Below are 21,311 nucleotides of genomic sequence, written 5' to 3'. Positions count from 1 at the left end.
TCGAAACACCGTTGTGATGTTTCGAACTCGCATATTAGCACAGACCTCAGTAATAGAAGTAGCCAGTCAACCGAGTGGTAAGCTCTTCGCTTGTCCAATGTTGGTAGTTCACCTGACCGCGAAGCGCAAAGTGACGATTCAGTGACCAGTGCCAAGTCGCGGTTGCGTTGGCATTTTGCTTCGCTTTTGAGTTAAACAAAGAAAGGTATTGCCCTTCTAGACCAAGTCTGTGCTGGTCGTTCAGTTGGTAAAGGATGCCACTTTCGACACCGACTCCCAGTGTTGATTGATAGTCAGTGAGTTCTCCGCCGCTCAGTTCCCCTGAGAGTAAGCTATAAACGTGGAGTTTATCTGAGTTCCCCCAAGCTTTACCAAATCCAGCTTGCCCAAACCAACGTCCCAACGAGTCATTTAGGTGGGGTTTACGATCAAAGCCTGTGCGGATGTTCCAAGCCCAACTGTCGAAGACACGATTACTTGGCGCGAGAGACATTGCGTCGAGTATGTAAAGCTTATCAATCTGAGTGCGTGAATGACCGTCGATGCTTGCTTGAAGGTCAAGGAAGCTAATTTGTGCTCCTGGGATAAAGCCCGCAGGTGAATCGAGAAGATCATGATAAGCGGCCCGCCATTCAATCAAACCTTGATTAAGGTACGAATCGCTGTATTGATAACTGAGACCAATTCGAGCGGAGGCATGGCCTTTCTCTGGGCTAACGTTTGGTTTTGGTACAGGCGTGAACGGTGAATCAACTTTTATGAGGCTTCTTTGGTAAAGGAGTGCGGTAAGCTGTTTTGCGGTCGGGTCTCTTTCAAGTCCTAAGTCATACAACTCAAAGTTCAGCCATTCATAGGCAAACTCGAGGATGGCAGCTCGCTCAGCGTCAGTGTATTCATCTTTTGACGGGAACTCTCCTTGTTTCGCTCTTTCAGCAGCATCAAACAGTTGCTGATCGATCTCGTTGGCTTGGTGGAGTAACCGCGTACCGAATGCCTCGCGATAGTTCGGCTCTTCTAGCAGGTTGCTATTCGCCAGTGCCTCTACGGTATCCGATGGAATTGCCTTGAAAGGAAAATCTTTGACCAAATACAAATCATCTCGCGCAAGCTCTAACAGTGCCAGCAACTGATACGAGCAGTTTTCGTTAAGAAAATAGTAGTCAAACTCGGCGTCTTGCATTTCCCAAAGGTGCAGCAACACCCTCTCGACTTCCTGTGGAGTTAGTTTGAGTTTGTATTCCCAAATGTCCCTTGACTCTATGTCATTGTACTCACGAACCTTTCGATAATAGGGCATAACCGTGTACCTACCTGGGTAACTGCCGACTAAACCTTTAAGGGCATAAAGTGCAGCGTTGTCATCACTGTCTGGCTCGGCCGCAAAATTGATCGCAAAAGCAACAAGCTCTTTATGTCGGGTTTGGTCTTTGGCGTCCACACGAAGTAGCGTGTGCCCAAACATAGAAGAAGGGTTGTTCATAAATGCAGTGGGGAATACCAATGTTAGACCTTCTGGGTCCAACACATCACGCCATCGATTTAACTCCTCACAGTTTAACTTAGCCTCACGCCCAAGCTTAGCTTCGAGCCAGGTATAACGAGCGGGAAAACGACATTGCGCAGCCTTCGCTGCATCATTGGACTGTCTATAGAATGCCTCATAGGTTGCTTGCAGTTCATTGGCTGGGGATGTCTTACCGTCTTTTGCAAAGAAGAATGCCTCTGAGTCAACCGTGCTTGTATGTCCAGTCAGCGTGTTGGGTAAATAGTGTCCTAGTTTCAACCAGTATGGGTCGTTAGCTAGATCGGCCATGTCAGGAACTGGGTTCGCAAAACTGACAACCGAGGTTAGTGCGCCAATTCCTATAAGGAAGGAGTGCTTAAGATGGATTAACTTCATGACGACTGCTTACCTGTAGACAGTTTCCAAACGAGAGTGGTTTCTATAACGTATTGAACAATAGGGAATAATACAATAGGAAAGAAAGGTGCTCACAAAGGAGCACCTCAATAGGAGACACTTATCGATCTAGATTAAATCGCGTAAGTTGCAAGTGTACCGTTGTTAGCAACAAGCGCATTAAGGTTTACGAAAACTTCTTCTGACGTTACGTTTTCAGATTGGAAGATTGACGCAAAGTTTTCTTGTGCAAGTTCGTTGAATGCTGCTTTGTCAGACTCTTGAATGCCCCACACTTCAGAAAGTGTCGCTAGGGTTTCACCTTCGCCTTTCGCGATGTCACGCGCTAGGTTGTCCATATTGCCATCAATGAATAGCGCTAATTTTTGCGATGAACTGATGGTGCCAGAGCCGTCACAGCCCAGTGTACCGAATGTGATACCAAAAGTTTGGTTACCTGAGGTGCCGTTTGTTGTCGCACCAAGGACTTTAAAAACTTTGCCTGATTGACCGTCAAAGATCATTGTACCTAGACCACAACCGATGTCTGAGTCAGCCATTGCGATGTTTGAAAGAGGAAGCGTTGTTGCCAAAGCTGCCACTGCGAATAGCTTTTTCATAGTATATCCTTATGAAGTTATCGTTCACTAATGAAGTAATTCGTTTTTATGCAACTCAATGAGTTCAGCTAAGAAAAAATAGTGGAAAGTTGACATATAAGCAATGTGAATTATTGCATAACCATGCATTGTTCCAACAGCTGAGACACTTGGCATAGTTGAGTGCCAAGTTATTGATTAATAGCTAAATAAAGATTTAGTCATCAGATATGAGAATAAGTACTTGCTAAAGTTTGCGTTTCGGCACATATTCAGAATACGTAAATTCTCGAATTTGCGCTAAAATGCAACCATCCTGCTTTTCTCATAGTGAGAAGTAGCAGAGCTGAACAAAAAGTGTGGAGATACAAGTTTGATAAGTGTTTTCCTTGTAGATGATCACGAGCTGGTTCGCACAGGGATACGACGTATTATTGAAGACGTCCGTGGAATGAACGTAGCAGGGGAAGCTGAGAGCGGTGAAGATGCGGTAAAATGGTGTCGTAGCAATCATGCAGATGTCATTTTAATGGACATGAATATGCCGGGTATTGGTGGTTTAGAAGCAACCAAAAAAATCCTGCGATTCAATCCAGATGTCAAAATCATCGTTTTAACTGTTCATACGGAAAATCCGTTTCCAACTAAAGTGATGCAGGCCGGTGCTGCCGGATACCTGACAAAAGGCGCAGGGCCAGATGAAATGGTCAATGCAATTCGTGTGGTGAACAGTGGCCAACGCTACATTTCACCAGAAATCGCGCAACAGATGGCTCTTAGTCAATTTTCTCCAGCATCGGAAAATCCTTTTGCCGATCTATCTGAGCGTGAATTGCAGATCATGATGATGATTACCAAAGGGCAGAAAGTGACAGACATTTCTGAGCAACTGAATTTAAGCCCTAAAACGGTAAACAGCTATCGTTACAGACTGTTTAACAAACTCGACATCTCCGGTGATGTAGAGCTAACCCATCTTGCCATCCGTCATGGAATGTTAGACACCGAGACATTGTAGTGACCTCTTCATTTGACTCGGTTTCGTTCCTCAAAACAGTAACGAATCAGCCCGGCGTTTATCGTATGTATAACGCCGATGCTGTCGTTATTTACGTGGGCAAAGCGAAAGACCTCAAAAAACGCCTTTCTAGTTATTTCCGTAAAAAAGTCGACAGTGAAAAAACACGTGCTCTAGTCGCCAATATTAACAAGATTGATGTCACGGTCACCCACACTGAGACCGAAGCGCTCATTCTTGAGCACAACTACATCAAGCAGTATTTGCCTAAGTACAATGTATTGCTGCGTGACGATAAATCTTACCCCTACATATTCATTAGTGGTCATAAGCACCCAAGAATATCTATGCACCGTGGGGCTAAGAAGCGCAAAGGTGAATACTTCGGTCCCTACCCAGACTCGGGTGCGGTGAGAGAAACACTCCACCTCATTCAAAAGATTTTTCCCGTTCGTCAATGCGAAGACACTGTATACAGCAATCGAACCCGACCTTGTTTGATGTACCAAATTGGTCGTTGTGCCGCACCTTGTGTCAGCTCAGTCATCAGTGATGAACAGTACGCTGAGCTTGTTGAGCTCGTACGACTGTTTTTGCAGGGCAAAGATCAACAGGTGCTTGAAACCTTGATTGAGAAAATGGAGCAGGCGAGCAAGACCCTTCGTTTTGAAGATGCGGCGAAATTTCGTGATCAAATCCAAGCTATCCGCCGTGTTCAAGAGCAACAGTTTGTTTCTGAAGACTCGATGGATGATATGGATGTACTTGGGTTCGCCCAAGAAAATGGCATTGCCTGTGTTCATATATTGATGATTCGCCAAGGTAAAATTCTTGGTAGTCGAAGCCATTTCCCCAAAATTCCAAACGACACCAATCGCGAAGAAGTGTTCTATAGCTTTTTGAGCCAATATTATTTGAGCCACAATGAAGCGAGAACGATCCCAACTCGTATTCTACTCAACAGTGGACTTCTTGATGACCCAGAACCGTTGCAGCAGGCGTTGACCAGTATTGCCGGACGAAAAGTACGTTTTCATGTCAACCCAAGCGGTACGCGAGGTCGATATCTTAAATTGTCGAATACGAACGCGTTGACGGCGATTACCACCAAAATTAACCATAAGATGACCATTTCCCAACGTTTTAAAGAGTTGAGAGAAGTCTTGGGGATGGAGGGTATCTCGCGAATGGAGTGTTTCGATATCTCACACACAATGGGTGAAAACACCATAGCTTCATGTGTGGTGTTCAACCATGAGGGGCCGCTCAAGCAAGAATATCGTCGCTACAACATTAGTGGTATTACTGGTGGGGATGACTACGCGGCGATGGGGCAGGCGTTAGAGCGTCGCTACTCCAAGCAACTCGACGTTGAGAAAATTCCGGATATTGTTTTTATCGATGGTGGTAAAGGGCAACTAAATCGTGCCCACGACATAATTTCTCAATATTGGTCTGACTGGCCGAAGCGACCAAAGCTCATTGGTATTGCGAAAGGTGTGACTCGCAAACCAGGTTTGGAAACTTTGATTACGACCGATGGTGATGAGTTTAACTTGCCAAGTGATGCGCCTGCTTTGCATTTGATGCAACACATTCGCGATGAGAGCCACAATCACGCCATTGCTGGCCATCGCGCGAAACGCGGTAAAGTGAGAAGAACCAGTGCTTTGGAAGGTATAGAGGGTGTGGGTCCTAAGCGTCGTCAGTCGCTTTTGAAGTACATGGGCGGATTGCAAGAGCTTAAACGTGCAAGCGTTGAAGAAATCGCCAAAGTGCCTGGCATTAGTCACTCTTTGGCAGAAAACATTTATCAAGCATTGAAACAATAAGAAAAATCCCGCACCATAAGGGCCTGTTTTCAAGCAGTAAACAGCGCAACACGATAAGAGCCATTAATAAATATGCGTTTAAACATCCCTAATATTCTATCTTTACTTCGACTTTTTCTGATTCCAGTCTTCGTCGTGGTCTTTTATCTTCCTTATAGCTGGGCTCCGTTTGCGGCTGCTATGGTTTTTTGGGTAGCAGGTTTCACCGACTGGTTAGACGGTATGCTAGCAAGAAAATTAGGGCAAACCTCTCGATTCGGTGCATTTATCGACCCAGTTGCTGATAAAGTGCTTGTCGCTACCGCTCTTATCCTGATTACGGAACATTATCATTCGATTTGGGTCACCATTCCTGCCGTCACCATGATTGCTCGAGAAATTATTATTTCGGCGCTCCGAGAATGGATGGCGGAAATTGGTAAACGCGCGAGTGTTGCTGTCTCTTGGGTAGGTAAGGTAAAAACCGTCAGCCAGATGTTTGCTTTGTGGGTGTTAATTTGGCGCTACGATGATTGGATGATTTGGGTCGGCTTTGCTGCGCTTTACATCGCGACCATCCTCACTTATTGGTCGATGGGGCAGTATTTACTTGCCGCCAAAGATGACTTGCTCAATGAGGAGCATCACTGATTTAAATGAACGGGCTCAGGCCCGTTTTTTTGTATCTGTGTTAGCGTTTATCCTAGGAAACTTACCGTTATTCAAAGAATTAACGCGAGTAAATTGAGCAATTTGGCGCTTTTTGAGCGTTAATTAGACAAACGATTCAAAAAATTAAAAATAGTGTTGACTCATTAGTTCGAATCCGTAGAATGCATCCCGTACCCAAGAGGAACGCAGCAATTAAGCGAGCTAATTGGAGTATCGAAGGCGTGTTGGCAGAGTGGCTATGCAGCGGATTGCAAATCCGTGGACCTCGGTTCGACTCCGGGACGCGCCTCCATTTGCGACACTAGCTCAGTTGGTAGAGCGCAACCTTGCCAAGGTTGAGGTCACGAGTTCGAACCTCGTGTGTCGCTCCAAATTATTGGATAGCGAAACAAACTTCGATATCTAGATGGTGTTTTACTTACTTCAGTAAAGGCCTCACAAATTTAGATTTGTGTGCCCTGGTGGTGGAATTGGTAGACACAAGGGATTTAAAATCCCTCGGCGTTCGCGCTGTGCCGGTTCAAGTCCGGCCCGGGGCACCATCTAACACAGATTATTGCGACACTAGCTCAGTTGGTAGAGCGCAACCTTGCCAAGGTTGAGGTCACGAGTTCGAACCTCGTGTGTCGCTCCAAATTCTAAAAGACCAGCCATTCGGCTGGTTTTTTTGTGCTCTCACATCTCCTTTGATGATAAAACACTCAAATAAGTGTTAATTCACTCGTAAATCCCATAAAATACGCCACAGTTTATAAGGTTGTTCTTGCTACGCGAAAGGGTGTTGGATTGCGTATGAAAAAAGTTTTGCTGTTGAGCCTGTCGGCAATACTGTCTTTGGCGTCCTCCTGCGTGTTATCCCAATCATTAGCGAGTTACCCTCAAAATTGGTCTCAGTGGCCTGTAGTCAAAGAGTCGATGAACCTTCCTGCAGATACCGTCCTTCCTGACGACGCTTCGCTCTTTTTACAAGAATCTGTAAAAGCATACAGCTGGATCAATAATGGGCAAGGTTCCCCCCTGACGATTCGGGTCAATCCTGAAAAAATCGAACAATATCAGAATCATGGCCCCTATACTGACGGGCCAACCGCGGTCGCTATTTCAGAAGTTCAAGGTATTGTTTGGGTTACCGAGCACATAGGTGGAGAGGCCATTTACGGCAGTTACAACCGAAAAGGTGAGGATATTAGCCACACTCATCCATCACTCCAGCCAAGTTATTGTCAAAGCTGTCATACGACTTACAAAGATATTTGTCGCAACGGGACATGTGTTTCGTCAACTTCTCTTGATGCAGAGTGACGCTGTTTATGAGATTGAGTGCCCCGCTGCTTAAAATGACCATTAAACAAATGCTGATAGTTTCTCACTTGGTATTGGTTGTGATGATTGTGCTCGGCATGAGCTACGCACGCTATTCCAGCGAATGGGATCGTCAAGTCAGATATTCGGCGTTGCTGGCAAAGCATTCTCTTGATACGCAGGTAAACTTCTTCTCTGGTTCTGTTGCTGGCGTAAACTATGCCAATCTCACGATGTCTTCGACCAAGCAGGTGATAAGTTCGATCGAGGACATTTTGTTTTTTGAAGTTAAAGGCGTCTCAGACTACTCTAAGCGAAATGTCCATGTCCGGTATTTAGCGGAACGTGATTTGCTTTGGCGAAATGATGTTGAAGCTCAAGAACTGATAACGGTAGCTCGGCGAATAGAGATACTTGAGCAGAGGTTAGCGGACTCAGCAAACAGCAATCCAGTGACGGTCAAGAAGCTCAATTACCTGTTGAAAAGGAATAAGACTGAATATGATTCACTGCTCCGCAGTCAGGAGTTGAGTGAAACCATCACGCTCGATTGGGATAAGCCAAAGTATCAAGGGTTACGATATTATCTTGATCAAGAACGGTGTGCTTTGCACATCGAAGTGCCGCTCACTAACGCAAATGGTGGCTACATTTGGGCGGTTATCGACGCGAGCAATTTGACGAAAATCAGAACTCACTTGATCAAAGAACTTGTTCTGGAAGCCAGCGTTGCGTTACTGATCTCTTTACTGTTGATAGGTTGGGTAACGCACTGGATTGTGTCACCGATGAAAAATTTGGCTCGCAGCATGGACTCGGAAAATGCCTATCAAGAGATTGATTCTCTGGTGGAGCTCAAGCGGTCGGATGAAATCGGCCAACTTGCCAGAGCGTATAAAGGGTTGTTGGTTAAAATTGAAAACCAGCTGAACATATTGCGTACGAAATCCGACACTGACCCGCTTACTGGTTTAGGATCTCGGAATAAATACACTCGCATGGTGCAACCGTTTATCAAACGCCACCTGAGTAAAGACTATTACGTTGGAATGATTGTCTGTGACGTGGATAACTTCAAAGCGTTTAATGATTTGTATGGGCACACAGAAGGTGACAATGCATTAGCGAAAGTAGGAAGCAAAATTGCTGAGTTAGTGCGCGATACCGATCTTGCTTTTCGTTATGGTGGAGAGGAGTTTGTGATTCTTTGCGCGCGCCCGTCCGGATCCCAGCTGGACTACTTTACAGAACGATTAAGGCTAGAAATTGAAGGTTTAGCCATTCTACATGGAGGCAATGATCCGCACCGAGTTATTACGGTGTCTGCGGGAGGAGCTCGAGTTCGGGCTTTCAAGCCGACATCGGAAACGGATTACGAAGCATTGCAAGATCAACTGTTTAACGCTGCCGATAAATCACTGTACTTGAGCAAAGAGCAGGGACGAAACTGCGTCAACTGGAAGAGTATTGACGCATAACTCGTTTGTTACTTATTCCACGAGACGGTAGATATTCCCGCTGTCAGTGCTAAACAGAATCTCTCCTGCTGGTGCTACTTCTAGATCTCGTATTCGCTCTCCTAAGGATTCTAGTAGCCGCTCTTCAGCAACGATATTTGCTTGCTCATCGAGTGTGACGACATTGAGGTGTGTGAGCTTCAATGCGCCAGATACCAGTTTGCCATTTAGGGATGGGTACTTATCCCCTCTGTAAAGGATGAGAGAGCTAGGTGCGATAGAAGGCACGTACACCTTCTTCGGTGTTTGAATACCCGGCAGGGTTTTGGCTTCACCGACTGAAATTGGCCCCCAATACTCTTTGCCGTGGGAGGTAACAGGCCAGCCATAGTTTTCTCCTTTGACAATCAAGTTGATTTCATCTCCGCCGCGCGGACCATGCTCGATAGACCATAGCTGTTGAGTGCTGCGGTCATAAAACAGTCCTTGAGGATTGCGGTGACCATAACTCCATATCTCGTTTAACGCTGAGTTTACTTTGGTAAACGGGTTATCTTCTGGGGCTACCCCGTTTGGTAACAGGCGCAGGATCGAGCCAGCGTGTGTTTTCTGATTTTGTCCGTTGTCGCGAACGCCTCTATCGCCGACAGACATATACACGAAGCGTTTGTCAAAGGTGATTCGGCTACCAAAATGCCTGCCCGTATCAGATCCAGACTGAGTCACGAGAAGCTCTTTCCATCCAATCAGTTTACCTTGTTGATATTGAGCGGAAGCTAATACCGTTTCGTATGCATCTTCCACTTGCTTTGAATAGGTAAAATAGAACGTATTGTCTTCGAAAGGAGACTTGGCAACATCAAGCAAGCCTCCCTGACCAACAGCACTCACCTGTGCCGGTGTAGCGACAGTACGATAGGAGCCATCATCAAGGTTAACCACACCTATTTCGCCGTGGCGTTGTGTGACAAGCAATTGGTTGTCGTCAATAAAGCTCATCCCCCATGGTACCTTGAGGCCAGACGCAACAAGCTCGGCTTGCCAAGCGTATACGGAAGTTGAGAGCACTGCTCCAATCGCGCCAAGAGCCAAATATATGTGTATCTTCATCGTCTGCCGCACCTCTCAATTGGGTTTAATGACCATCTAAGTTGTATACGTTCAATGGGCTGTCATCAATCATTCTTATAAATGTACTTGAAATGTTCAATAAATGCACTATTATGACGATGTGTCAAAAATGACGAGTCGTCATAAATTGCTGTTTATCACGTTTATGGTAATCGTGTTACAATGACTAGGTTAAGGAGTAACGGATTAGTACGGATTGATACATCATGTTTGGCTTTAGCTGTAGTAAAAATGACAAAAGTGAACGTTCTGGTGGTGGTGGCGCTCTTTCGAAGAAGCAACAGGCAATCGCTGACAGAGAGGTTGAGTTAACGCTTCTCGCTAAGTCGATAGTGCAAGAGCAAGGTTGGAGTAACTTGACAATGGACAAGTTGACCGCGGCGAGTGCTTATTCGAAAGGAACGATCTACAACCATTTCTCGAGCAAAGAAGATGCAGTGATCGCACTGTGTATTCATTCGCTCAAGAGTGAAGCCATTTTGTTTGCTAGAGCCGCAGCTTTTGAGGGAACAACACGTGAAAAAGTGATGGCGATGCACGTAGGTTATCGAATTTACGCCCGCATGGAGCCAGTTCTTTCAACGTGTGCCATTATGGCCAAGAGCCCGTGGGTGCTTGAGAAAGCGTCACCTGAGCGAGTCAAAGAGCTCAACGAGCTGGAGGAACAAGTCATTGGCCACGCCGACTTACTTGTGAATACCGCGGTAGAGCAGGGGGACTTGAAGTTTTCGCCAGGCATAGGCTCTGATGCCATTGTTTATGCGAACTGGTCCATTGCTTTTGGCTCCAATGCTCTAAACCAAAATGCCTCAAACAGTCATTGTATTAAGCGTATTCAAGATCCATTCTCTGCATTGCATAACGCGAATATGTTGTTGGATGGGTTGAACTGGAAGCCACTTTCAAGCGAGTGGGATTACCGGAAAACCTGGCAGCGCGTGGAACAAGAAATGTTCTCCCAAGAGATCGAGTATTTGGAATCGGTGGGAAGGTAACACTTTATTTTAGAAGCCCTAGCGGGCTTTTAAATTGCCAATAGATGACGAATCGTCAAAAAAGACACAAAGACAAAATGATGGTGGTCTATGACCATTAACGATGTGTAGAAACCAGCTTAGTCTGGTTTTTAAATGTATATTTTTGACGAAACGTCACAAACGGAGAGTGTGATGAATACCGAACAACCGATCCCAAAACAGCCTCCCTATTGGCTAACCATGCCCACCCGTTTTAGCTGGTGGATGTTATTAGCAACAATGTTGCTTGTCGTTGTGGCAACCATTGGCGGGAAAAACCTCTACTTCAGAGGGGACTACAACATATTTTTTGATGGCCAGAATGCTCAATTAAGAGCGTACGACGAGATCCAAACGACATTCGCGAAATCAGACAACTTGTCTATCGTGATCGCACCGAAAAGCGGCGAGGTTTTTGAAGGTGAAACCTTGTCTCTTGTTCAGCAACTGACCAAAGATGCGTGGCAAATCCCTTATTCGAGTCGCGTCGATTCACTTGCCAATTATCAGCATACCGAAGCACTAGAAGATGACTTGATTGTCGAAGACCTGCTGTTAGAAGAATACGAGCTAACAGATGCACGAATCGATAAGATCAAACGTATCGCGTTGTCGGAGCCTGTTGTAAAACACTCGCTTATTTCCGGGAAAGGGGATGTCACGGTCGTGAACATTACCGTCCAATTACCGCAAATTGATGAAACGGCAGAAGCGATTGAAGTGATCGACAGTGCAAATGCGTTGATTGCGAAGTATCAGCAGCAATACCCAAACGTTGAGTTTTATAAAGCGGGCATTGTTGCGATGAACCACGCCTTTATGGTCGCCGCGCAAGATGATAGCGCGACACTCGTCCCGACTATGCTATTGGTTATTTTGCTGTTTCTCACCATTATGTTGCGCTCTTTTCTTAGCGTGATTGCTACTCTCGTGGTCATTATCGCGTCTGTGATGGCAACAATGGGGTTATCAGGTTGGGCGGGCATGTTCCTGAGTACAGCAACGGTTAATATCCCTACCTTGGTAATGACCCTTGCAGTCGCCGACTGCGTCCATGTGATCGCTACTATGCGTCAAAACATGAAAAAAGGGCACTCAAAGCCGTTCGCCATTGATCAAAGTGTCGCGATTAACTTTATGCCGATTCTAATGACGTCGGTCACGACGGCGATTGGCTTTTTGATGATGAACATGTCTGACTCACCGGTTCTGAGAGATTTTGGCAATCTCGCAGCTCTGGGCGTGATGATCGCGTGTTTTCTTTCTGTTTCATTGCTTCCTGCGTTACTGCGGGTGTTACCAATCAAAGTAAAACAGGTGGACAAGACGCAACAAGGCGCTCCTGATTTTATGGACAAGTTGGGCGATTGGGTTGTCTCGAACCGCAAAGTCTTGCTACCGGTATCTGCGATTGTGATTGCAATGTCCGCAGCGCTCGTGCCATTGAACAAGGTGAATGACGAGTCGGTGAAGTACTTCGATTCACGAAGTGAGTTTCGACAAGCGGCAGATTTCATGGAAGCGCGCATCAGCGGTATGACGAATATCAGTATTGCGGTTAAGACCAATGAATCTCAAGGCATAGCGGATCCTGTGTTCCTCAAAGCGATTGGTGATTTCTCTCAATGGTTAAGAGATCAACCAGAAGCGGATCACGTCGCGACGCTTTCTGATGTGTATAAGCGTCTCAACAAAAATATGCATGCTGATGAGCAAAGTTACTACACACTTCCGTTGGATCGAGAGTTAGCCGCTCAATACTTGCTTCTCTACGAGATGTCTCTTCCTTACGGGTTGGACTTAAACAACCAGGTTAATGTTGATAAGTCCTCGATTAAAATGGTGGTTACAGTCGATAACCTAGGTAGCGTTGAGTTGGTCGATCTGGAAAACCGAATCTACGCGTGGTTTTCACAACATGCTCCTCAATATGAGGTGGTCGCTTCAAGTCCATCATTGATGTTTGCGCATATCGGAGAAACAAATATGGCAAGCATGCTGTCCACTCTTCCGGTGACACTCATTCTAATCTCTGCACTGATGATTTTTGCGCTTCGCTCACTACGTTTGGGCTTAATCAGCGTCGTGCCTAACATGGCCCCAGCGATAATTGGCTTTGGTTTGTGGGCTCTTCTATCCGGAGAAATCAATTTGGGGCTCTCTGTGGTCGTGACGCTGACGCTGGGAATTGTCGTCGATGATTCCGTGCATTTTCTATCGAAATACCAACGAGCCCGCCTGCAAGGTCAATCTGCGGAGCAGGCAGTACGATACGCATTTCACACGGTAGGGCGCGCGCTATGGATAACTACGGTTGTTCTGGTTGCTGGTTTTTCCGTACTCGCGATGTCGAGTTTTAGGCTGAACGCTGACATGGGCCAGCTAAGTGCACTTGTCATTTTCATTGCACTGGTTGTGGACTTTATTTTCCTTCCTGCATTGCTAATGAAGTTTGATACGGCGAGTTATACCGAAAAGCAAGAAGAACAAACATTGTCTACCACGACTGTAGCTCCAACCCAAGGTTAATAAGGATATAACGATGAACACATTGAGAAAGACACTGATTAATACAATGGCATTGGCGGTTTTGATTACGTTTACTGGACCAGTGATCGCATCTCCCGAACGTGGTCTTGAGATCGCCAAGGAGCGCAAAGCAAGAGATGAAGGTTGGAAAGACTCCATCGCGACCATGGAAATGATTTTGAAAAACGCACAAGGCGAGAGCAGCACGCGTGCAATGAGGCTGAAGTCATTTGAGGTCGATGGTGATGGCGACAAAGGGCTTACGATATTTGACCAACCGAGAGATGTGAAAGGGACGGCTTTTCTAAATCACTCCCACACCTTGGATGCGGACGACCAATGGCTTTATTTGCCTGCATTGAAGCGAGTGAAAAGAATCTCCTCACGCAACAAGTCAGGCCCTTTTATGGGCAGCGAATTCGCTTACGAGGATCTGAGCTCATTTGAACTCGAAAAGTACTCCTTTAACTATCTACGCAATGAGGCGATAGAAGGCGTCGAAAGTTACGTGTTGGAGCAAGTACCGACGGACAAAAACTCAGGTTACACCAAGCAACTGGTATGGTTGGACCAACAACATTATCGACCAATAAAAGTCGAGTTTTATGATCGCAAAGGTGCACTGCTTAAAACATTGCAATTTGAAGATTATAAACAGTATCTCAATCAATACTGGCGAGCTCATACCATGGCAATGGTGAATCATCAAACGGGTAAAAGTACGTTGCTGACCACCAGCCAATTAGATTTCCAAACGGGGCTCAGCGAAAAAGATTTCGAGAAAAACATACTCAAAAGGGTGAAATAAACCATGAAGCAAAGTGTTAATGCTTGCGCTTGGCGACTAGCAGCGAGCTTCATTCTGACTCTGTTTGCGTTACATTGTCACGCTTTTGAGTTGGCGGGGAAGTCCACCGTCGAGCATCGTCAATTTTTCTCTGAAGGGCTACAAGGTCAGGATAAAGGGCAAAGCTCGCTTATTTTAGAGCCCGAGTTGTATTGGGAAATTGATGACAGCTCTGATTTTACATTTGTGCCTTTTTATCGTGTCGACAGCTTGGACGAAGAGCGAACACATGGTGATATCCGTGAGGCGCTCTATCTGAAATACTGGGACGACTTCGAAGTTCGAGTTGGCGTCGGCAAAGTGTTTTGGGGAGTCACGGAGTCTGCGCACCTTGTTGATGTTGTCAATCAAACCGATGCAATTGAGTCACTGGATGGAGAAGATAAGCTAGGCCAACCAATGGTTCACTTTACGTCGATTCAAGATTGGGGAACGCTTGATGCCATGATACTGCCGTACTTTCGAGAACGGACGTTTGCAGGGGAAGATGGGCGTTTAAGGCCAACAGTGCCCGTCTCAAGCAACGCTATTTATGAATCAAGCCGAGAAGAGAAACATCTTGATGTGGCGTTTCGTTATTCACAAATGCTGGGGGATTGGGACTTAGGCGTCAGCTATTTTCAGGGGACCAACCGAGATCCCTATTATCGTTTTAATGGTCGAGAACTTCAGCCTTATTATGCTCAAGCAAAGCAAGTAGGGGTCGATCTACAAGGAATCGTGGGTGATTGGTTGTGGAAACTTGAAAGCATCTACCGAGATAGTGACGACCACCACACGGGTATGGTCGGTGGGTTTGAGTACACCATTGTTGGATCGTTCGGTACAGTTTGGGACATCGGCTTGATCGCTGAGTATTTGTATGACAGCCGTGGAAACAATGCCCAATCGATTGGACAAAACGACGTATTTGCGGGAACCAGAATTGCACTCAATGATGAGGACAGTACTGAAATCTTGCTTGGCATCACTCAAGACCTCGATAATCAGGACGTATACAGCGCTAAACTTGAGGCATCAAGTCGCTTAACGAATCATTTGTCCTGGACTGTGAATGGCTGGCTGTTCGAAAACGATACGCCAGACGATCTGTTGTACTTTGCTCGAAAAGACGATTTCGTTGAAATTTCATTAGAGTATTACTTCTAAAGAGATCCGAATCACTATTTAAATAAGTGATATGGATTCCAAACCATGGGGAGCTGATCTAGCTCCCTTTTTTCGTGTTTCAGTCGGTGAAATGAATAAAATCTATGTAGAATTCCATATACAAGGTATGGTTATTATAAATTTATTAAATTAAACCCAGTAAATTGTAGACAAGGGCGAACGGTCGATGCAGTCATTTCAATGGGACAAATGCTACACGACAGGTATTGATGAAGTAGATGAACAGCATCAGTATCTCGTTGAGATCATCAATCGGTATGGAGAGTTAATCGCTAAAAACAGTATCTCAATCCAAGATATTCGAATGGCGTTATTTGAACTTTCTCGTTATGCAGAATTTCATTTCAAAGAAGAAGAAAACCTCATGCGCAGTGCTGGGGTCTACTCGGAACATATTGAAGAGCATGTGAAGGTTCATCGCGCGTTTATGGCTGACATCATTAGCATGCAAGCGTTTATCAGCGACGAGAACAAAAAGGCGTCGGAACACTTACTCAACTTTTTGATTCATTGGCTTGCCTACCATATTCTCGGCATCGATCAGAATATGTCTCGTCAAGTCAAACAGATAGAAGCAGGGGTAGACCCAAAGACCGCTTGGCTCAATGAAGAGAGAAAACAAGACAGCTCAACGGAGCCGCTGCTTAAAGCACTCAATGGTTTGTTTGAACAAGTCTCAGAGCGCAACAAAGAGCTGCTCGAGTTAAATCAATGCTTGGAAGACAAGGTAGAGCAGCGAACCAAAGCGCTATCTGAAGCAAACAAGCAGTTAGAAGAACTGTCGTTGACCGACTCCTTGACCAATTTACCAAACCGACGCTGCGCCATCCGAAAACTCAAGGTTTACTGGCAAGAATCAGTGCAAAACAACGAGCCTTTGGTTTGCATCATGATTGACGCGGATTACTTTAAACAAGTGAACGACACGGCAGGTCATGATGCAGGGGATAGACTGCTAATCGAGTTGTCGCAAAATCTTGCTCATTCGTTTAGAAGTGATGACTTGGTATGTCGCTTAGGCGGAGATGAATTCTTTGTCATTTGTCCAAACACCGATCTTGAAGGTGGGCTGCACATCGCCGAAATTACACGAGATAGAGTAAGCCAAATGTTGGTTCCAGTGGGAGAAAGCGTTTGGCGAGGTAGCATCAGTGTCGGGGTTGGTGTACGCACGCCAAATATGAACGATTATAATGACTTGATTAAAGTGGCCGACAATGCGGTGTACTTAGCGAAGTCGTCGGGGCGAAATCAAGTTGCCACGGTTCAATCGAGTGACTTCAGCATCCAGACATCACAGCCACTGTGCTCGGTTCCATCTAAAGGCTGATCTAGGTGGGCAAACCCCAGTTTTTCGTACAATCGAATCGCGGATTTCATAGAAGTGAGTGTATCCAGATAACACTCACGAAATCCTTGTTCTTTCGCATAGGTTAAGCACTGCTCGCTGAGCGCTTGGCCTATGCCATGACCGCGACTTTCTTCCAATAAGAACAGCTTTTTTAGCTCGCAAACTGTGTTCGAACCTTGAAAAGGCGCGATGCCGCACCCGCCAACAATTTTTCCATTTAGGCTTGCTACAAGATATAAGCTTCGGTTTTGTGCGGTGTAGTACTGGCTCATGGCAAGAACTTCTGGGTCCGATGGACCAAACCCTTCGCCGATGGCACCAAACTCGGCGCCAACCGCTTTGATTATCTTGCAGATCTGATCATCTTGATGCGCCTTAATCGGTTCAATTAACACTGCCATTTCTCTTCCTTAGGATTCCGTCAATGCTTTATACATTGGTCTGAAAGCCTGTTTTATCAAGCATTGAGGCGAATTTTTGCCCAAAGGCGGTAAATAGCAAGATTTCAATTTGGATTTGACCCTGTCATTCGTTACTATGTAGGGCTATTTATAGACCCAAAATCCCTGTCGGGTAATCGCACTTTGCGAGTAGCCCAGAATGGACACTACCACTTATGCCTATTGCATGTAGGTGTAGGTAGATGAGGAAACGATGCAACATCTAGAAGAGATCATTGCTAACGCGAACGCCGCTATTGAAGCAGCAGATTCGTTAGTTGCACTTGATGAAGTGCGTGTTCAGTATCTAGGTAAGAAAGGTGAGCTAACAGCTCAACTTCAAAGCCTAGGTAAACTACCACCAGAAGAGCGCCGTGAAGCTGGTCAAGAGATCAACAAAGCGAAAGGCGTTGTTCAACAAGCGATCGCAGCTCGTAAAGATGCACTACAACGTGCAGAGCTAGAAGCGAAGCTAGCCGCAGAAACAATCGACGTAACTCTACCAGGTCGTCGTATCGAGAACGGTGGTCTACACCCTGTGACTCGTACTGTTGAGCGTATTGAACAGTTCTTTGGTGAGCTAGGCTTTAACACTGAGTCTGGTCCTGAGATTGAAGATGCATTCCACAACTTTGATGCACTAAACATCGCAGAAGATCACCCAGCGCGTACTGACCACGACACGTTCTTCTTTAACCCAGATCTAATGCTACGTACTCACACGTCTGGCGTTCAGATCCGTACGATGGAAAATGGCAAACCACCATTCCGCTTCATCGCACCGGGCCGTGTTTACCGTAACGACTACGACCAAACGCACACGCCAATGTTCCACCAAGTGGAAGGCATGCTAGTAGACGAGAACGTAAACTTCGCACAGCTTAAAGGCATTCTGCACGACTTCCTATGTAACTTCTTTGAAGAAGAAGTTGAAGTTCGTTTCCGTCCTTCTTACTTCCCATTCACTGAGCCTTCAGCAGAAGTAGACGTGAAAGGTAAGAACGGCAAATGGCTTGAAGTTCTAGGTTGTGGCATGGTTCACCCTAACGTACTGCGCAGTGTAGGCATCGACCCTGAGAAGTACTCTGGTTTCGCATTTGGTATGGGCGTTGAGCGTCTAACTATGCTTCGTTACGGCGTAAACGATCTTCGTGCGTTCTTCGAGAACGACCTTCGTTTCCTAAAACAGTTCAAGTAATCCAGGGGAACCATCACTATGAAATTTAGCGAATCTTGGCTTCGTGAGTGGGTAAACCCTGCGGTATCGACTGACGAACTTACACACCAAATCACAATGGCGGGTCTAGAAGTAGACGACGTACTACCTGTTGCTGGTTCTTTCACTGGCGTTAAAGTAGGTAAAGTGGTTGAGTGTGGTCAACACCCAGACGCTGACAAACTACGCGTAACTAAAGTAGATGTTGGCGCTGAAGAACTTCTAGACATCGTTTGTGGCGCATCTAACTGTCGTCTAGGTATCAAAGTTGCTGTAGCGACTGTTGGTGCTGTTCTACCAGGCGATTTCAAAATCAAAAAAGCAAAACTACGTGGTCAACCATCACACGGCATGCTGTGTTCATTCTCTGAACTAGGCATCGACGTTGAGTCTGATGGCATCATGGAACTAGCAGAAGACGCAGTTATTGGTACTGATTTCCGCGAATTCCTAGGTCTTGACGACGTAACAGTAGACGTAGACCTAACGGCTAACCGAGCTGATTGTTTCAGCATCCGTGGTATGGCGCGTGAAGTTGGCGTTCTAAACCGTGCTGACGTAACTGAGCCTGCAGTAAACGCAGTAGCACCAGCTATCGACGACACAGTTTCTATCGAAGTGAAAGCGACTGCAGCATGTCCACGTTACCTTGGCCGTGTGGTTAAGAACGTAAACGTTCAAGCTGAAACACCACTATGGATGCAAGAAAAACTGCGCCGTTGTGGTATCCGCTCTATCGATCCAGTTGTAGATATCACTAACTTTGTTCTTCTTGAGCAAGGCCAGCCAATGCACGCATTCGATCTAGCTAAGATTGAAGGCGGCATCGTCGTTCGTATGGCAGAGCAGGGCGAAAAGCTAACTCTTCTAGACGGCAACGAAGCTGAGCTAAACGCTGATACTCTAGTAGTAGCAGACCACAACAAAGCACTTGCTATCGCAGGTATCTTTGGTGGTGAAGAGTCTGGTGTAACGACTGAAACTAAAGACGTACTACTTGAGTGTGCCTTCTTCGCACCAGACCACATCCGTGGCCGCGCGCGTAGCTACGGTCTACATACGGATTCTTCAATGCGTTTTGAGCGTGGTGTCGATTTCGCACTACAAACAAGCGCAATGGAGCGTGCAACAGAACTTCTTGTTGAGATCTGTGGCGGTGAAGTAGCACCTGTTGTTGCAGTAGAGTCAGAAGCTGACCTACCAAAAGCAAACACAGTATCACTACGTCGCACTAAGCTAGACAGCCTACTAGGTCACCACATTGCTGATAGCGATGTGGTTGAGATCCTAGAGCGTCTTGGCCTAACTGTAGAAACGACTGACGCAGGTTGGACGGCAACAGCACCAACATGGCGTTTTGATATCGCAATCGAGCAAGACCTAATTGAAGAAGTAGGTCGTATCTACGGTTACGATAACATCCCTAACCAAAACCCGGCGGCAGCACTTAAGATGCACGACCACGTAGAAGCGAACATTCCGCTAAAACGCGTTCGTAACCTACTTGTTGACCGTGGTTACCAAGAAGCAATCACTTACAGCTTCGTTGAGCCAGAGCAGCAAAAGCTTGTTGTTCCAGGTGTTGAGCCGCTAATCCTGCCATTCCCAATCTCTGCGGATATGTCAGCAATGCGTCTAGGCCTAATCCAAGGTCTACTAAACACTGTGGTTCACAACCAGAAACGTCAACAGCCACGCGTTCGTCTATTCGAATACGGCCTACGTTTCATCCCTTGTGAGTCTGCTGAAAACGGTATGCGCCAAGAGCCTATGCTTGCAGGTGTTATCGCAGGTACTCGCAGCGAAGAGCACTGGGACATCGAAACTAACACGGTTGATTTCTTTGATCTTAAAGGCGATCTAGAAGCGGTTCTTGAGCTAACAGCAAATGAAGCAGCTTATTCTTTCGCAGCGCTTTCTGCTGAAGACAAAGCAGCGAACCCAGCGCTTCACCCAGGTCAATCTGCAGCTATCATCGTTGATGGTAAGCAGGTAGGTGTGATTGGTACCGTTCACCCAGAGCTTGAGCGTAAGTTTGGTCTAAACGGCCGTACTATCGTATTCGAAGTGGAATGGTCTGCAATCAACACTAAAGTGATTCCTGAAGCTGTAGCGCTTTCTAAGTTCCCATCAAACCGTCGTGACATCGCGGTCGTTGTTGACGAAGCAGTAGCTTCTGGCGACATCGTTGCAGCATGTCTAGAGCAAGGTGGTGAGTTCCTGAAAGATGCGAAACTGTTCGACGTTTACGTTGGTAAAGGCGTTGAAGAAGGTAAGAAGAGTCTAGCTATCGCGCTAACACTACAATCTGTAGAGCGTACGCTAGAAGATGCAGACATCGCTGGTGCGGTTGACGCTATCGTTGCTCACGTATCTGAGAAGTTCGGTGCGTCACTGCGTGACTAATCATCACTTCTGATTAGATAGAAAACCAAAGGCCTCGCAATCGCGAGGCCTTTCTGTTTGGGGCGATTAAGGAGTTGGGTGTTAATTCGTTAGTGGACAAAAATTTGCCAGCCTACCGTTTGGTGTCTGATCTTGATGGGTTGTGTCATTAGCGATGCTTTGACTTACACTGACTCCCGTCAGCAATCCGACAACAAATATATGACCAGTCAGAGCTAAAAGCTTTATCGGTTGTAGCATAGGAACTAGCCAATGCACTACAACGTTTCAATCCTTTTGCTCGGCCAAGAAAATGCTCACTTCCAGAACTTGAGAAAACGTAAACATTAAACTCGCTAGTATTTATGGCACGCTCAGTTTCGTCAAAAGGCCACCAAGAAAAGTAGTAGGATAAAACTAGATAAATAACTATTAGTAGTGGCATGAACCATCTCCTTAGGGGCAAT

The 21,311-nt window shown here is 46.0% G+C and carries 16 protein-coding genes and 4 tRNA genes; 16 read left to right on the top strand and 4 right to left on the bottom strand.

From position 1 onward, the window contains the following. Positions 1-46: 46 nt before the first annotated feature. Positions 47-1,813, bottom strand: coding sequence for a DUF4105 domain-containing protein (locus RJ47_RS15440; RefSeq protein ID WP_197058146.1), 1,767 nt, complete (start codon positions 1,811-1,813; stop codon positions 47-49). A 221-nt stretch (positions 1,814-2,034) separates the two neighbouring features. After that, the gene (locus RJ47_RS15435; RefSeq protein ID WP_005476891.1) at positions 2,035-2,520 is read right to left on the bottom strand and encodes a DUF3015 domain-containing protein; all 486 of its coding nucleotides are present in this window, start codon (positions 2,518-2,520) and stop codon (positions 2,035-2,037) included. A 352-nt stretch (positions 2,521-2,872) separates the two neighbouring features. On the opposite strand from RJ47_RS15435, the gene uvrY reads away from it, so the two are divergent. From uvrY to RJ47_RS15390, 9 genes are all read left to right on the top strand, one after another. Further along, positions 2,873-3,517, top strand: coding sequence for a UvrY/SirA/GacA family response regulator transcription factor (uvrY, locus tag RJ47_RS15430; RefSeq protein WP_038138544.1), 645 nt, complete (start codon positions 2,873-2,875; stop codon positions 3,515-3,517). Then, entirely contained in the window at positions 3,517-5,349 is a 1,833-nt protein-coding gene (gene uvrC / locus RJ47_RS15425) for an excinuclease ABC subunit UvrC (protein WP_039484984.1), read from the top strand. Before uvrY ends, uvrC begins: the two co-directional genes overlap by 1 nt. A gap of 72 nt (positions 5,350-5,421) precedes the next feature. Beyond that, positions 5,422-5,979: a CDP-diacylglycerol--glycerol-3-phosphate 3-phosphatidyltransferase gene (pgsA, locus tag RJ47_RS15420; RefSeq protein WP_038138539.1), complete on the top strand. Its 558-nt coding sequence runs from the start codon at positions 5,422-5,424 to the stop codon at positions 5,977-5,979. Between the two features lie 239 nt (positions 5,980-6,218). Next, positions 6,219-6,292 (top strand) — tRNA-Cys (locus RJ47_RS15415). 3 nt (positions 6,293-6,295) lie between these two features. Continuing rightward, a tRNA-Gly gene (locus RJ47_RS15410) sits at positions 6,296-6,371 on the top strand. Between the two features lie 84 nt (positions 6,372-6,455). Then, positions 6,456-6,542 (top strand) — tRNA-Leu (locus tag RJ47_RS15405). A 16-nt stretch (positions 6,543-6,558) separates the two neighbouring features. Next, a tRNA-Gly gene (locus tag RJ47_RS15400) sits at positions 6,559-6,634 on the top strand. Positions 6,635-6,792: 158 nt separating this feature from the next. Continuing rightward, positions 6,793-7,302, top strand: a complete 510-nt coding sequence (locus tag RJ47_RS15395; protein WP_039484982.1) for a hypothetical protein — start codon at positions 6,793-6,795, stop codon at positions 7,300-7,302. A gap of 35 nt (positions 7,303-7,337) precedes the next feature. Next, positions 7,338-8,780, top strand: a complete 1,443-nt coding sequence (locus tag RJ47_RS15390; protein ID WP_005470701.1) for a sensor domain-containing diguanylate cyclase — start codon at positions 7,338-7,340, stop codon at positions 8,778-8,780. Positions 8,781-8,792: 12 nt separating this feature from the next. On the opposite strand, the gene RJ47_RS15385 is transcribed toward RJ47_RS15390, so the two are convergent. Continuing rightward, entirely contained in the window at positions 8,793-9,869 is a 1,077-nt protein-coding gene (locus RJ47_RS15385; RefSeq protein ID WP_039484978.1) for a PQQ-dependent sugar dehydrogenase, read from the bottom strand. A 227-nt stretch (positions 9,870-10,096) separates the two neighbouring features. Here RJ47_RS15385 and RJ47_RS15380 point away from each other — a divergent pair, with 227 nt between their 5' ends. From RJ47_RS15380 to RJ47_RS15360, 5 genes are all read left to right on the top strand, one after another. Next, complete coding sequence (locus RJ47_RS15380; RefSeq protein ID WP_005470716.1) at positions 10,097-10,885, top strand: TetR/AcrR family transcriptional regulator; 789 nt, start codon at positions 10,097-10,099, stop codon at positions 10,883-10,885. A 174-nt stretch (positions 10,886-11,059) separates the two neighbouring features. Continuing rightward, positions 11,060-13,435, top strand: a complete 2,376-nt coding sequence (locus tag RJ47_RS15375; RefSeq protein ID WP_039484974.1) for an efflux RND transporter permease subunit — start codon at positions 11,060-11,062, stop codon at positions 13,433-13,435. Between the two features lie 46 nt (positions 13,436-13,481). Then, positions 13,482-14,243 carry an outer membrane lipoprotein-sorting protein gene (locus RJ47_RS15370; RefSeq protein WP_411572117.1) on the top strand — a complete coding sequence of 254 codons (762 nt, stop codon included), beginning with the start codon at positions 13,482-13,484 and terminating at the stop codon, positions 14,241-14,243. Between the two features lie 3 nt (positions 14,244-14,246). Continuing rightward, complete coding sequence (locus RJ47_RS15365) at positions 14,247-15,431, top strand: hypothetical protein (RefSeq protein ID WP_039484971.1); 1,185 nt, start codon at positions 14,247-14,249, stop codon at positions 15,429-15,431. Positions 15,432-15,618: 187 nt separating this feature from the next. Then, positions 15,619-16,782 carry a GGDEF domain-containing protein gene (locus tag RJ47_RS15360; protein WP_038189277.1) on the top strand — a complete coding sequence of 388 codons (1,164 nt, stop codon included), beginning with the start codon at positions 15,619-15,621 and terminating at the stop codon, positions 16,780-16,782. On the opposite strand, the gene RJ47_RS15355 is transcribed toward RJ47_RS15360, so the two are convergent. Beyond that, entirely contained in the window at positions 16,719-17,204 is a 486-nt protein-coding gene (locus RJ47_RS15355; protein ID WP_038214936.1) for a GNAT family N-acetyltransferase, read from the bottom strand. The two genes, RJ47_RS15360 and RJ47_RS15355, sit on opposite strands and share 64 nt — an antisense overlap. A 253-nt stretch (positions 17,205-17,457) precedes the next feature. Between RJ47_RS15355 and pheS the strand changes: the two genes are divergently transcribed. Both pheS and pheT read left to right on the top strand, forming a co-directional pair. After that, entirely contained in the window at positions 17,458-18,441 is a 984-nt protein-coding gene (gene pheS / locus RJ47_RS15350; RefSeq protein WP_004413586.1) for a phenylalanine--tRNA ligase subunit alpha, read from the top strand. Between the two features lie 18 nt (positions 18,442-18,459). Further along, the gene (pheT, locus tag RJ47_RS15345; RefSeq protein ID WP_038214941.1) at positions 18,460-20,865 is read left to right on the top strand and encodes a phenylalanine--tRNA ligase subunit beta; all 2,406 of its coding nucleotides are present in this window, start codon (positions 18,460-18,462) and stop codon (positions 20,863-20,865) included. Positions 20,866-21,311: the final 446 nt, after the last annotated feature.

It is taken from the genome of Vibrio sinaloensis, from assembly GCF_000808535.1.
Taxonomy (GTDB): Bacteria; Pseudomonadota; Gammaproteobacteria; order Enterobacterales; family Vibrionaceae; genus Vibrio; species Vibrio sinaloensis_D.
The sequence above is the reverse complement of the archived record's forward strand: the minus strand, read 5'-3'. Positions and strand labels throughout refer to the sequence as shown.